Source organism: Algibacter luteus, assembly GCF_030344935.1.
In the GTDB taxonomy this organism is placed as follows: domain Bacteria; phylum Bacteroidota; class Bacteroidia; order Flavobacteriales; family Flavobacteriaceae; genus Arenitalea; species Arenitalea lutea.
The window spans coordinates 287,724-302,338 of the sequence record NZ_CP128313.1; the positions used below are offsets into that span (position 1 = coordinate 287,724).

Genomic DNA, 14,615 nt, shown 5'->3' on the forward strand with positions numbered 1-14,615 from the left:
GTTTCATAATTATTGACTTTTTTAATTAAACATTTTCAACTAGTATTAATTAATTGCATAATGACGGCCAAAGAATTTATTGAAACTTTAAATAGCATCGCTCAAAATTATAAAGGAGCAATCCCTAAAAGAGAATTATTTTCTTTAGCAAAAGAATTTCAATATATGCCAGTTTCTGAAGTAGTGAACTTACTGAAAGACCAAAATCATAATCATCGTACTGGAGCTGTATCCATTTTAGATTGGAAAGCGAGAAACAAAAAGACTATTTCAGAAGAAAAAGAAGCCATATACAATGCCTATATTAATCATCATAAATGGATTGATGATTGGGGTTTGGTTGACAGAGCAGCTCCTTATGTAATTGGTGGCTACTTGCACGACAAAGACCGTAAGCCTTTATATGATTTGGCAAGTTCAAAAAACCCCATGGAACGACGTACAGCCATAGTTAGCACTTACTTTTTCATCAGAAAAAATGACACTGTAGACACGTTTAATATTGCTGAAATTTTAATACATGACAAAGATGAATATGTTCAAAAAGCAGTTGGTAGCTGGATAAGAGAAGCTGGAAAAAGAGATGAAAACAGGCTTAAAACATTTTTAAATAAATACGCCAACACCATGCCAAGGGTAACCTTAAGATATGCAATTGAAAAGTTGGATAGACAGACTAAAGATTATTATTTAGCAATGAAGACTAAATAAAAACTAATCTTCCTTTGATGCATTAATTTCGACTGTTGGAACTTTTTCAACATCAAAAGGTTTTCCTAAGTAAACCAATTGATTCCCTTCTTCAATTTTATCAACCTCTAAATTATACGAAGATATAATGTGCAGTTCGCCCTCATTATCTTTTACAAAAAGCGGGATAATATCAGGATCATTATTCGAAATTTTTATTAGTTTTTCATAGTGCGCTTTGTCTTCTAAATCAATTTCCTGAATGGAAGGATGCTTTTTGGTTAGTTCCATAAGTCTATTAAAATCATCTTTGTGCGAAAACAATCCTTCTTTAGGGTTATTGGTATCATCTAACATTTCTTCGGTAGTAACCAATCTAAATGAGCCATTTTCTCCAAATTGTTTAGTAAACTTATTAATAGCGTATTTATTAATATCTGGATTTCCGGTAAGTGCCATTAAATAACCAACATCGTTCAATTCTATATTATCTGTTAAAGTTTCAGAGTAAATGTTATTACTAAAGGCTTCTAAACCTAATTCTTTTGCTTTTCTAATGTTTTGTTCATTGCTATCAATAAGCACAACATGTCTTCCGTTAGCTTCTAGATAATGACCCAACAATCTAGAAATTTTTGATGCACCAATAATTAAAATTCCTTCAGACTTCTTAAGGAATACACCTACCAATTTAGCAAATAATCTAGCAGTTGTGGCATTCAGTAATACAGTTCCTAAAACAATCATAAACACCAGTGGTGTAATATATTCTGCACCTTCAACGCCTTGTTTTATCAGCTTACTGCCAAAAAGTGAAGCGATACCTGCTGCAACAATACCTCTTGGGCCTACCCAACTAATAAATATACGTTCGTTTGTTTTTAGTTTTGAACCCATGGTACTTAAAAATACTGCCAATGGTCTTATAATAAATACAACCGCAGCGAAAAGAATTCCTGTTTTCCAGGTATAAAGCAGCATCATATCTTCAATATTGATATTTGCTGCCAGCAAAATAAATAATATGGAAATAAGCAAGACACTTAGCGATTCTTTGAAATAAAGTAATTCTTTAATGTTTTCAAGTTTACTATTACCTAGAACCATGCCCATAACTACAACGGCAAGTAAACCAGACTCGTGTGCAAAAACTTCAGATTCAACAAAAACCAATAAAACAGTTGATAAAGACACTACATTTAATAAGTAATGCGGAATGAGTTTTTTATTAATTGCAAAGGCCAATGCATGGGCAAAAGTAAACCCAAAGGTAGTACCGAAGAGAATGATTTTACCAAACTCGATAAGTGCTGTTTTGGTAAAACCACTATCGCCTTCAACACTAATAAACTCAAAAACCAATACCGCTACTAAGGCACCAATAGGATCTATTAAAATACCTTCCCATTTTAAAACTGCTGAGATATCTTTTTTAAGCGGAATGTTTCTTAAAATTGGCGTAATTACTGTTGGTCCGGTAACAATAATTAATCCAGAAAAAAGAAAGGACAGGTCCCAACTTAAACCAAAAATAACGTGAGCAAGAATACCTGCACCAAAAAAAGTTACAGCAGAACCAAGAGTTATTAACTTAGTAATTACCGGACCTACATTTTTCACCTCGGAGCGTTTTAGCGTTAAACCTCCTTCAAAAAGAATGACACTAATGGCTAAAGATACAAAGTAATACAAGCCTTCGCCTGGAAAAAGTCCTTGTTTTCCGTTCCAAATGGGTTCTATCCATTTAGATCCATCTTCGCTTAGATATGCCGCAGCAATAGGGCCTACTAAAAGCCCAATTAAAATTAAAGGTAAAATTGCTGGGATTTTAAATTTCCAAGCTACCCATTGGGCTAATATTCCTAAAATAATGATTCCTGCGAGTTCTAACATAGGCACTTTTCTTGTTAAAAACCACTAATTTAAGTAAAACGTATCATTTATTGTTTTCAAAAAATGTTATCTTTCAACTTTTTGTATTAAAACAACGTAAAACCTGTGCCTATAAAGCCTTTTAAAAGTATTGGAATTGGAGTTGCATATTCTCCAAACTTAAAAGCAAACCTTTTTGAGGCTGCAAGACTTTCTGTTTTTTTTGAGGCTAAATTAGTTTTAATTCATGTAGGTGAAGCTTCCGAAGAAAAATCCAAATTGCTTAGTACAATTCTAAAAAGTTTTGAAAAAGACCAATTAAAGTATGAAGTTGTTTTTAAACTAGGTAATCCTGTAGATGTCATCTTATCTATATCTGAAGAAAAAAAGATCGATTTATTAATTCTTGGTGCTGTTAAACGAGAAAAAATAGTTAAATATTATGTAGGCTCTATTGCAAGAAAAATTACGCGACAAGCCAATTGTTCTGTTTTGCTTTTAATAAAACCCTCTGTTGAGCGTATACCGTGTCAGCATGTAGTTGTAAATGGTTTAAAAGACCCTAAAACTGAACAAACAATTACCGCAGCATTTTATGTAGCAAATCAACTAAATGCCGAAAAAATAACCATTGTTGAAGAAATTGGACAAGATGAAATTGCGGTAAAAGTAGATGATGATAAATCGCTAAGAAGAGCTACTATAGCCAAAGAACGAATTAAACTAAGAGAAAACACAAGAGTAAAAGAAATAATAAGTCATATCCCAAAAGAATATACTCAAAATAAGACCATAAAACTGCAACCCATTTTTGGTAAGCGCGGGTATTCTATAGGCCATTATGCACAAATAACTAGGGCCGATTTATTAGTGATGAATGCACCTTCAAGAATGACATTTTGGGATAGGTTATTTCCGCATGATATTGAACATATTTTAACCGAATTACCAACCGATGTGTTAATTCTGCAATGAGTCCGAAAAAAAATAACATAAAAGCCTTTTTCAATGCATTACCAAAAAATATATTCTCAGGTTTTGTGGTAAGTCTTATCGCACTACCTTTAGGTTTAGGACTTGCTATGGCAAGTGATGCACCACCAATTGCTGGGATTATTGCTGCAGTTGTAGGCGGTATTGTTGTTTCTATTTTAGGCGGAAGCCATGTAACCATTGTAGGTCCTGGAAACGGTTTAGTTGGTGTGCTATTAGTAGCGATAACAACATTAGGATTGGAAACCGCGTATGTCGCCATCATGTGCTCAGGAGTATTACTTTTATTGTTAGGGTTTTTTAGAATGGGAGCATTAGCTGATTTTTTTCCGTCTTCGGCCATTCAAGGTATGTTAGCAGCCATTGGTTTAATTATTTTAGGTAAGCAATTCCACATCATGCTGGCTCATAAAATTAGTCGAGCCGATACGGTAGATTATCTTTTAGAAATTCCTTTTACAATAAATGATGCCATTCACTACGATAATAAAGGGTTAATATTTGCTGCTTTTGCAGGTATTTTAAGTTTAACCATCATGCTATTTTACTCAAAAATTAGAAATAAATATTTACAGCTTATCCCGGCACCTATGTGGATTGTTATTCTTTCAATTGGGTTTAGTTATTACTTTGAATATGGCTTACATGAGGCAAACCCAATAGCGCCAGAATATATGGTTTCAGGTATACCAAGCATACAAAAAATAATTGCAGACATACCAACACCAAATTTTGGTAGTATTTGGAGTTTTATGTTTTGGGGCAACGTATTAGCATTAACACTTATTGCCAGCATAGAGTCACTTTTAAGTATCAAAGCGGTTGATAAACTAGACCCAGAAAAAAGACGCTCGAACGTTAACAGAGATTTAAAAGCTTTAGGTTTGGCAACTGTTGGTAGTGGTTTGTTAGGTGGTTTAAATGTGGTAACGGTAATAGCACGTAGTTCTGTTAACGTAAATCAAGGCGGTAGTAACAGGTCGTCAAACTTTTTTCATGCCTTATTTTTAGTGTTGTTTATAGCATTTTTTAGCACGCAACTTACACGTATACCACTACCGGCATTAATGGCTATTTTAGTATATACAGGTTACAAATTGGCGTCGCCAAAAGTTGTTACTCAAATGTTTTCTATTGGTAAAGAGCAGCTTATTATATTTTTTGTAACCCTAATTGTTACCTTAAAAATAGGGCTTATAACAGGAATTATTGCTGGTGTTATAACCACTTTTATTATTCATGTTTTTATAAATAGGCATTTAGGTGCTGGATTATTCATCAGGAATTTATTAAAACCTAATGTTTTAATGTATAAAGAACATGGTGAAAAAGACAACTACTATGTAAGTGTTAAGCATTTTTGCAGTTTTTTAAATTATTATAAATTAAAAAAACACTTAGATGCCATTCCAGAAAATAAAGATGTTATTCTAGATTTTTCGTTATGCGATTTTGTTGATGATACCGTATTAGAAAACATTCATAGTTATCAAGAGTTATTTGCTAAGAGAGATGGTCATTTTGATGTGATAGGATTGGATATGCACGACACAGAAACCAAACATCCATTTGCGTCCAGACGATTGCTCCCAGTTCCGAATATTATTAAAAACAGTCTTACAAGACGCCAAAGTACCATGGAAACCTTGGCAAAAAACTACAACTTAAAATACAGCCCTAAGAAGAAAAAAGAAGTTTCATTCCTAAATAGTTTTTCGTTTTTTAATACGAAACACATCAACCATATTTATAATAAATTAATTCAAAAAGATTTGACGATTTCGTTATTTGATATTGAGTTTTCAGAAGGTGAGTTTATAGCCAAAGAAGTTGTTAGAAGCACGATGTTGCATATTGAGCTAGATTTTAAAATTCCAAAATTTACATTAGATAAAGAAGGGTTTCTCGAGAAAGTATCAGCTCTAGCTGGATTTAAAGATATTCCTATTGAAAATCACGACGATTTCTCAAACCGCTTCTATCTTCTAGGTGAAAACGAAACCAGAATCGCCCAATTTTTTAATGACGATGTCACCCATTTTTTCGAAAGCAACCCTTATTATCATGTCGAATCTAACGGAAATGCTTTGTTAATTTTTGAAAAAGAAAGATTGGCAAGTATAAAAGAAATTAAGGCGCTTTACGATTTTGGCAAACGTTTAAAACAAGTAATTTCTTAATATATTCTTAAGAATTTTAAGGATGTGATATAGTTTTCTTAATTTTACCTTCCTATGAATTTATACCCTGTAAATGCCGGAAATTTAAAGCTAGATGGTGGTGCGATGTTTGGAGTTGTTCCAAAAACCATTTGGCAGCGTACCAATCCTGCAGATTCTAATAACATGATTGATATTGCAACACGTTGTTTGCTTATTGAAGACAGTAATCGCTTGATTTTGATTGATAACGGTATGGGAAATAAACAATCAGAAAAATTTTATGGCTACTATCATCTTTGGGGCGATTTTAATCTAGATAAATCCCTTAAATCTTACGGTTTTCATCGTGATGATATAACCGATGTGTTCTTAACCCATTTACATTTTGATCATTGCGGAGGAAGTATTCAATGGAATCAAAATCGCTCAGGTTATGAGCCTGCTTTTAAAAATGCACATTTTTGGAGTAATAAAGACCATTGGAAATGGGCAACACAGCCTAACAAACGTGAACGTGCTTCGTTTTTAAAAGAAAATATTCTTCCAATGGAAGAGAGTGGGCAGCTAAAATTTACAGCGCTTCCACAGAATCAACTGTTAAATAACTCCCAGCTAGGATTTGATATTTTTTATGCCGACGGACATACCGATAAACAAATGATTCCACTTATTAAATATCAAGACAAAACCATTGCATTTATGGCAGATTTATTGCCAACAGTAGGGCATTTACCTATTCCCTATGTAATGGGTTATGATACAAGGCCATTATTGACTTTAGATGAAAAAGAAAGTTTTCTAAATCTTGCTGCAGAACAAAATTTCTACTTATTTTTAGAACATGATGCTCATAATGAAATTATTACCGTACAAAAAACAGAAAAAGGAGTCCGACTCAAAGACACTTTTACTACAAAAGATATATTTACTAATTTATAATAAAGACTAAATCTAATTATCCCATGAAGCAATTTAAATTAATAGCAATGGCTGCTTTTTTAGCAGTTTTAATTTCAGGCTGTGGCGGAACCGCGGCAATTTTATCAACTCCCGTTGAAAATATAGATACCTCTCCTTTAAAAGTTTCTGAGCTTACGGAAGCTGAAAAAAACAATTGGGGACATCTAGATTTGGTTAAAGACACCATTCCTGGAATGAGTGTAGATAAAGCGTATACAGACATCATTAAAAACAGAAAAGGTAAAAAAGTTATTGTGGCTGTAATTGATTCTGGAATTGACATAGATCACGAAGATCTAGATGATGTTATCTGGACAAATAAAGACGAAATTCCTGGAAATGGAAAAGATGATGATAATAATGGTTATGTTGATGATGTTCATGGCTGGAATTTTTTAGGCGATGGTTATAATGAGCAGTTAGAGTATGTTAGAATTTTAGCGAGTGGAGACACGAGCAATCCTGATTATGCGGCGGCAAAAGCACTTTACGATACCGAGTATCAAAAATGGTTAGGAAGAAAAAATCAATACGAGCAAATTTATCAGCAGGTAAAAACAGCCGATGATGCCTTAACTAAACATTTTGGAAAGAAAGATTACACTCAAAAAGAGGTTGTGGCTATTAAAACTGAAAATGAAAGTTTAGCACAAGCACAACAAATTGCAAACTACATGTTTAGTAATGGATTAGATACTATGGCCACTGCAATTACAGAAATTGAAAATGGTTTAGAAAGCATAAACGACCGATTAAATTATAACTTAAACAAAGAATTAAAAGGCCGTGTTACTGGAGATGATCCTGATGATATGTCTACAAAATTTTACGGCAACGGTAATGTTAAGCCAGTTAAAAAATCTGAGAGCCACGGTACGCATGTAGCAGGAATAATTGCTGCTGAACGTAACAATGGTAAAGGTGCAAATGGTGTAGCCAATAATGTTGAAATTATGAGCATAAGAGCGGTACCAAACGGCGATGAATATGATAAAGATGTGGCATTAGCCATAAGATATGCCGTTGATAACGGCGCTACCGTTATTAATGGAAGTTTTGGTAAGAGTTTTTCACCGCATAGCGACTGGGTGCGCGATGCCATTGCTTATGCTGGGAAAAATGATGTGGTCTTTGTGCATGCTGCCGGAAACGACAGTAAAAATGTAGATAAAGAACCTAATTATCCAGATGATAATGTAAACGGTGTTGAAGTCACTGATACTTACATAAGAGTTGGTGCTTTAGCACCAAAATACGGTTCGAGTATGGTTGCCGGTTTTTCTAACTACGGAAAACAAAATGTAGATATTTTTGCTCCAGGTGCGAGCGTATATTCTACGACTCCAGAAAACGAATACGACACTAAAGGAGGAACTTCAATGGCAGCTCCTGGCGTTGCTGGTATAGCCGCTTTAATTCGTTCATACTACCCCAAATTAACTGCTGCACAAGTAAAGCAAGTAATTTTAGATTCTGGTTTAGCAATTAAAACTAAGGTAATTGTTGGAGGTAATTCTGAAGACGTAAAACCGTTTGCTGATTTAAGTAAATCTTCAAAAATGGCAAATGCTTACAATGCTTTAATTCTAGCAGAACAAATGTCAAAATAATATATTTTTAGTTCAAGCATAATCAAGGATATACCAATCTTGATTATGCTTTACTTTTCAATCTATAGATTCAATCTTTTTAAAGTTATGACGCGATTTTTTTCATCAATTCTTATAGTTTCATTATTGTTTTCTTGCAGTAGTACAAAAGGTCTATCGGCAACTACACCTCCCACTCCTGCTGCGCCTTCAGCTGTAACTACCGCTTATTGGCAGCAGCATGTAGATTACAACATGGAAATTGATATGGATGTAAATACTTATCAATACAAAGGGAAGCAAAAATTGGTTTACACTAATAATTCACCAGACGTATTAAATAAAGTGTTTTATCATTTATACTTTAATGCATTTCAACCTGGAAGTGAAATGGATGTGCGTTCACTTACTATTGCAGACCCAGATGGAAGAGTAAAAGATCGCATTAGCAAACTAAAACCTAATGAAATAGGATACATTAAAGTTAATTCGCTTAAACAAAACGGTGTATCGATTAATCACGAAACTGTTGGTACCGTTTTAGAGGTTGAATTAGCTAAACCGATTCAACCAGGTGAAAGCGTAACTTTTGATATGGATTTTGACGGACAAGTTCCTGTTCAAATTCGTCGAGCTGGACGAAATAATAAAGAAGGCGTGGCACTTTCAATGGCACAATGGTACCCGAAATTAGCAGAATATGATTTTGAAGGATGGCATGCAGACCCATACATAGGGCGTGAATTTCACGGTGTTTGGGGAGATTTTGATGTGAAATTGACCATAGATAAAAATTACGTTGTTGGCGGAACAGGTTACCTACAAAACCCAAATGAAATTGGTCATGGTTATGAAACTGGTACCGTAAATCGTCCAAATTCTGACAAACTAACTTGGCATTTTGTAGCACCTAATGTGCATGATTTTACATGGGCTGCAGACCCTGAATATATTCACGATACCAAACAAGTACCAAATGGTCCGTTATTGCACTTCTTATACAAAAGCACCATGCCTCAAGACAAACTTGATAATTGGAAAAATTTGCAGCCAAAAGCTGTAGAATTAATGCAGTTTTTTAGTAACGAAGTGGGGCAATATCCTTACAATCAATACTCTGTAATTCAAGGTGGTGACGGCGGAATGGAATACGGCATGTGCACACTTATTTTAGGTGAAGGAAGTTTTGATGGTTTGTTTGGTGTAACAGCTCATGAAATGGGGCACTCGTGGTTCCAATTTATTTTGGCAACAAACGAAGCAAAACACTCTTGGATGGATGAAGGTTTTACCGAATACATTTGTACCCTTGCAGAAAGTCATATTTTCAATAAAGATTTTAACGAACTTTCCAAACGTGTTTACGGTGTTTATGCATACTTAGCTAAATCTGGTACAGAACAACCGCAAACTACACATTCAGATAGGTATGTTTACAATCGTTCATATTCAATTTCAGCATACTACAAAGGTTATGTGTTCTTGAAACAATTGGCGTATGTTATTGGGCAAGAAAATCTAGAAAAAACATTAAAACAATATTTTAAAACGTATGCTTTTAAGCACCCAAAACCAATAGATTTTTTAAGAATTGCCGAAAAAACATCTGGTTTAGAACTCGATTGGTATTTAATTGACTGGACACAAACCACTAATACTATTGACTACGCAGTTAAAACTATTGAAAACAACTCGGTAACTTTAGAGCGTATAGGATTAATGCCAATGCCTATTGATGTTTTAGTAACCTATACTGATGGCTCTACTGAAGCATTTTATATCCCATTACAAATGATGCGTGGTGAAAAACCAACCTCAGCAACCATCATAAAAGACTGGGCTTGGGCTTATCCAACTTACACGTTTGAAGCAACTAAACCTGTAAAATCTGTGGAAATAGACCCAGAAGGTTTAATGGCTGATATTGAAAAGGAAAACAACAAAAATTAAGATTATAATTCATTTAAAAGCCACTTAATTTGAAATTAAGTGGCTTTTTTTGCTATTAGTTAAGTTCTAATTGATAATACTATTAATTATGACTCAGATTTTGGTAAATGAATGCCTTTTAAAAGAATTAAAGCTCCCATAGCTACCAACCAAATGACTTTAATATGAAATAATGGCTTGTAGATTTCATAATTATCAGGAATACCCATAACAATGCCCATTGCCGAAAGTCCTAACAAAACCGTAAACCAGCCTAACCATAGAGCTACAATATGCCATTTTATTAAGCCGTAGCCTAACAAGACTAAACCAACACCAGAGAAAACACGTCCAAAACGTATAAAGCATGTTACGTATTGATTCGTGTATAAAATATCATTAACGAAAGCCTGAATTTCTACTGCAGACTTCCCCATTGTTTGACCCACACCCCAAGCACCAAAATTATAAAAATAAGCATTGGCAATAGCTAAGGTAAACGTGCCAATAATAATCATGCCAGCACCTGGTAATATAAGTACCCGATATGGCTTTCTGGCCGCTACCGCCACCAGTGCAAATAAGGCAATTGCCATGGTAACCCAACCAAAAATGTGAATACGATACATCCAAATCCAGGTCCAAACATTTTCACCAATAGCTACAAAATCCGAAGCTACAATGTATTCACCAATATGATGTGGTGATAGTGCCCAACCTAACCATAACATTAAGGCGGCCATAATAAACGACCAACCAGTAAACTTAGTTTCAAAATTTTTTGTAATAATTCTCATCATTGCTAATTTTAAGGTAATAGTGCAATTTAGCGTTAACTATGCCTTTTGTATGTAACATAAGTTACAAATAAAGAAGCTTAGAAGTTGTAACTTAGGAAGTTGGTTAGTCAAACCTATAATAGAAATATTTTGAAAAGAAGAGATTTTGTAAAAAAAGGTACACTAGGCTCGTTTGCTGCATTAATAGGTACTGAGCTAGTTTTTGGTTCTAAAATGTTAGATGGTTATACGCCTTTAGCGTTGCAAGAACCCGATCCTTTTAAACTTTTTAATAAACACAAAGACATGGTTGTTCTAAACGATAAACCATGGAATATTGAAGCACAAGCGCATTTATTGGATGATAAAATCACACCAAATTCATGCATGTTTATAAGAAATAATGGCTTGGTACCTGAAGATATCGACCCAAAAACATGGACGCTCACCATTGATGGAGAATCAGTAAAAAATAAAAAAACATATTCATTGACTGAATTGAAATCAAAATTTAAGCATCATACCTATCAATTAACGTTAGAATGTGGTGGTAATGGACGCGCAGAATTTGATCCACCAGCAAAAGGAAACCAATGGACTGTTGGTGCTGTACATTGTGCTTCATGGACTGGTGTGCGCTTACGCGATGTTTTGGAAGATGCTGGTATAAAAAGTAATGCTGTTTATATTGGATATCATGCCATAGATAAACACCTTAGTATGGATCCTAACAAAGAACCTATTTCTAGGGGTTGCCCAATGAATAAAGCTATACAAGATGAAACGCTTTTAGCATTTAAAATGAATGGAGAAGACATTCCTCTTATTCATGGATACCCTTTACGCTTGGTTGCAGGTGGATGGCCGGCATCAGTTTCTGGAAAGTGGATAAATAGAATTAGCATTCGAGATAAAGTCCATGATGGCACAAAAATGACAGGTACAGCCTACAGAGTGCCTTGCGAACCTGTGGCACCTGGAGAAAAAGTAAAAGATGAAGATATGTGTATTATCGAGTCAATGCCTGTAAAATCAATTATTACTTACCCTAAAACTGGGGCAATAATAAAAAAAGGGCAGTCTTTAAATATAAGAGGGCATGCATGGGCAGGAGAATTAGAAGTTGCTAAAATGGAATATTCCATAGATTTTGGTTCTACTTGGGAAACATGTGATGTCGCAAAACCAGAAAACCGTTTAGCATGGCAACATTTTACAGCTAAAATAAATTTTCCGAAACCTGGTTATTACGAGGTTTGGGCCAGAGCAACAGATACCAATGCTAAAGCACAACCAATGCTTTTACCAGGATGGAACCCAAAAGGTTACTTAAATAATGCTTGCCATCGCATAGCGATAAAAGTTACATAAATGACCAAAAAAGAAGACGCCTTTAGGAATCAAGTTAAAAAAGTACATCGTCTTTTGGCGCTGCTGTTTGTGTTGTTCGTAATTGCAGGAGGTGGAATCATTTCATATATGGTGAATCCTAATGTCTTAGATTTCATGTCTAAATCTGAAACTGTTGCAATTGCACCAGTTGAAGTGGACGAAGATAGGATTGAAAATGGCATTCATGTTAGAACGGGTTTGATTGATGCAGAAGGATTAATGGTGGTTGTAAATAACTGTACCAATTGTCATTCATCAAAATTAGTAACACAAAATAGAATGAATGCCGAACGTTGGAACGCCACGATTAAATGGATGCAAGAAACCCAAAATCTTTGGGATTTAGGAAGGAATCAGGAGGTTATTGTTAATTATTTAGTAACCAACTATCCACCAAAAGCAAAAGGAAGGCGCGCGGTTTTAACAGATATCGATTGGTATGAATTGGAGGATTAATATCATAGTATTCTTGTTAATCAATTCAGCATGTAAACCTGAAAAAGAGAATGAAACAGCAGTATTTGAATCGGCATATTTAATATCAGCAAATGAATTAAAAACAATTATTCAACAACCTAATATTAAAATAATTGATTTTAGAAAAAAAGAACATTATAAAAATGAACATATTGAAGGCGCTTTAAATCTTTGGAGAACGGATATCGAAGACACAACATATCCTTACTCCGGAATTATGGCTGGTAAAAAACAGATAGAAGATTTATTTGGAAAACTAGGAATTCAAACGGAAGACACCATAGTCATTTATGATGATAACGGATTGTGTGAAGCTTCAAGGTTATGGTGGATATTACAAAATTATGATTTTGAAAATATTAATCTTTTACTAGGCGGAATTTCAGTATGGAAATCAATTAATGGTCATGTTAATTCAGAAATACCAAAAGTGGAAACAACTGTTTTTAAACTAAAGGCAAATCCTAAAATGCGATATTATGCCTCAAAAGAACAAGTCATTGAAGCATTAAAAAACAATACGGTTATTTTAGACACTAGAAATGAAGATGAGTTTTCAGGAAAACAACAAAAAAAAGGTGCTTACAAGGCAGGAAGAATACCTAAAAGCATACATATAGATTGGGTAGAAGCTATAAACTATAGTGGTAATAAAAAATTTAAACCAATAAAAGATTTAGAAAAGATATATAGTAAAATAAATAAAAACGATTCTATCATTTTGTATTGCCATAGTGGCGTTCGTTCAGCACATACAACCTTTGTGCTAACCCAACTATTAGGGTACAAAAATGTAACAAATTATGATGGCTCATGGACAGAATGGAGCTATTTTAACGACTTACCTTTTGAAAGTGATAGTATAACATTAACACAATAAAAAAAATGGAAAAGTATTTAGACGCATTTATTAATGCCTTTGAAGGCACATTAAATTGGACTTGGAAATCGATAATTTTTGAAGTGCCATGGTATACCAATTATTTTTGGGGACTTACAGTAATTTCAATAGTCGTGTGGTTATTAGAAATTGCTTTCCCTTGGCGAAAAGATCAATCAATTTTCAGACGCGATTTTTGGTTAGACGCATTTTATATGTATTTCAATTTCTTCATTTTCTCCATTGTCATAAGTGGAGTTTATAAGGTTATTGGATTGCTTTTAGGCGAAATTAATGTCACCGCTAAAAGTCTTGCAATTATGGATATTTCTGAATGGGCGCCATGGTTGCAATTGTTGGTATTCTTCATAATTCTTGACTTTGTACAGTGGTTTACACATGTATTATTGCATAAGTATGGTTTTCTTTGGAAATTTCATAAAGTTCACCACAGCGTAAAAGAAATGGGTTTTGCAGCACATTTAAGATACCATTGGATGGAAAACGTGTTATACAAACCGCTTAAAACTTTTGGCGTCATGATTATTGGCGGTTTTGAACCAGAACAAGCTTATATTATTCACTTTATAACAATTGCTATTGGTCATCTTAACCATTCAAATATTAAAATAACTTGGGGACCATTAAAGTATATTTTCAATAACCCAGTGATGCATTTATACCACCATGCTTATGTATTACCAAAAGGAACATATGGTGTGAATTACGGTATTAGTTTAAGCTTATGGGATTATATTTTTAAAACTAATTACATTCCAGAAGACAGTGGTAAGATTGAAATTGGGTTTAAAGGCGATGATAAATTTCCTAAAGATTTTATTGGACAAAACACCTATGGCTTTAAAAAAGGGCAGCGTTAGTTTTATTAAAT

12 protein-coding genes are annotated in these 14,615 nt (G+C 34.1%); 10 read left to right on the forward strand and 2 right to left on the reverse strand.

Translation table 11 applies throughout. From position 1 onward, the window contains the following. Nucleotides 1-60 precede the first annotated feature (60 nt). A complete protein-coding gene (locus tag O5O44_RS01285) occupies nt 61-711 on the forward strand; it encodes a DNA alkylation repair protein (protein ID WP_289195414.1) in 651 nt (216 codons plus the stop codon). A 3-nt stretch (nt 712-714) separates the two neighbouring features. Here the strand turns inward: O5O44_RS01285 and O5O44_RS01290 are convergent, their stop codons facing one another. Continuing rightward, the gene (locus tag O5O44_RS01290; protein WP_289195415.1) at nt 715-2,583 is read right to left on the reverse strand and encodes a cation:proton antiporter; all 1,869 of its coding nucleotides are present in this window, start codon (nt 2,581-2,583) and stop codon (nt 715-717) included. A 105-nt stretch (nt 2,584-2,688) separates the two neighbouring features. Between O5O44_RS01290 and O5O44_RS01295 the strand changes: the two genes are divergently transcribed. From O5O44_RS01295 to O5O44_RS01315, 5 genes are all read left to right on the forward strand, one after another. Next, nucleotides 2,689-3,537, forward strand: a complete 849-nt coding sequence (locus O5O44_RS01295) for a universal stress protein (RefSeq protein WP_289195416.1) — start codon at nt 2,689-2,691, stop codon at nt 3,535-3,537. After that, nucleotides 3,534-5,735 (forward strand): SulP family inorganic anion transporter, encoded by a 2,202-nt coding sequence (locus O5O44_RS01300; RefSeq protein ID WP_289195417.1) that lies wholly within the window; start codon nt 3,534-3,536, stop codon nt 5,733-5,735. The genes O5O44_RS01295 and O5O44_RS01300 overlap by 4 nt, the downstream gene beginning before the upstream one ends. 54 nt (nt 5,736-5,789) lie before the next feature. After that, nucleotides 5,790-6,656, forward strand: coding sequence for an MBL fold metallo-hydrolase (locus O5O44_RS01305; protein ID WP_289195418.1), 867 nt, complete (start codon nt 5,790-5,792; stop codon nt 6,654-6,656). Between the two features lie 23 nt (nt 6,657-6,679). Then, nucleotides 6,680-8,287 carry a S8 family peptidase gene (locus tag O5O44_RS01310; RefSeq protein WP_289195419.1) on the forward strand — a complete coding sequence of 536 codons (1,608 nt, stop codon included), beginning with the start codon at nt 6,680-6,682 and terminating at the stop codon, nt 8,285-8,287. 87 nt (nt 8,288-8,374) lie between these two features. Then, nucleotides 8,375-10,216, forward strand: coding sequence for a M1 family metallopeptidase (locus O5O44_RS01315; RefSeq protein WP_289195420.1), 1,842 nt, complete (start codon nt 8,375-8,377; stop codon nt 10,214-10,216). 86 nt (nt 10,217-10,302) lie between these two features. Here the strand turns inward: O5O44_RS01315 and O5O44_RS01320 are convergent, their stop codons facing one another. Continuing rightward, nucleotides 10,303-10,992 (reverse strand): hypothetical protein, encoded by a 690-nt coding sequence (locus O5O44_RS01320; protein WP_289195421.1) that lies wholly within the window; start codon nt 10,990-10,992, stop codon nt 10,303-10,305. Between the two features lie 132 nt (nt 10,993-11,124). On the opposite strand from O5O44_RS01320, the gene O5O44_RS01325 reads away from it, so the two are divergent. Genes O5O44_RS01325 through O5O44_RS01340 form a run of 4 tightly spaced genes read left to right on the forward strand, consistent with a single transcriptional unit; the run spans nt 11,125 to nt 14,604 of the window. Continuing rightward, a complete protein-coding gene (locus tag O5O44_RS01325; RefSeq protein ID WP_289195422.1) occupies nt 11,125-12,345 on the forward strand; it encodes a sulfite oxidase in 1,221 nt (406 codons plus the stop codon). Continuing rightward, nucleotides 12,346-12,822, forward strand: a complete 477-nt coding sequence (locus O5O44_RS01330) for a monoheme cytochrome C (protein ID WP_289195423.1) — start codon at nt 12,346-12,348, stop codon at nt 12,820-12,822. Further along, nucleotides 12,806-13,723 carry a sulfurtransferase gene (locus O5O44_RS01335; RefSeq protein WP_289195424.1) on the forward strand — a complete coding sequence of 306 codons (918 nt, stop codon included), beginning with the start codon at nt 12,806-12,808 and terminating at the stop codon, nt 13,721-13,723. Before O5O44_RS01330 ends, O5O44_RS01335 begins: the two co-directional genes overlap by 17 nt. A 5-nt stretch (nt 13,724-13,728) precedes the next feature. Continuing rightward, complete coding sequence (locus O5O44_RS01340) at nt 13,729-14,604, forward strand: sterol desaturase family protein (RefSeq protein WP_289195425.1); 876 nt, start codon at nt 13,729-13,731, stop codon at nt 14,602-14,604. Nucleotides 14,605-14,615 lie beyond the last annotated feature (11 nt).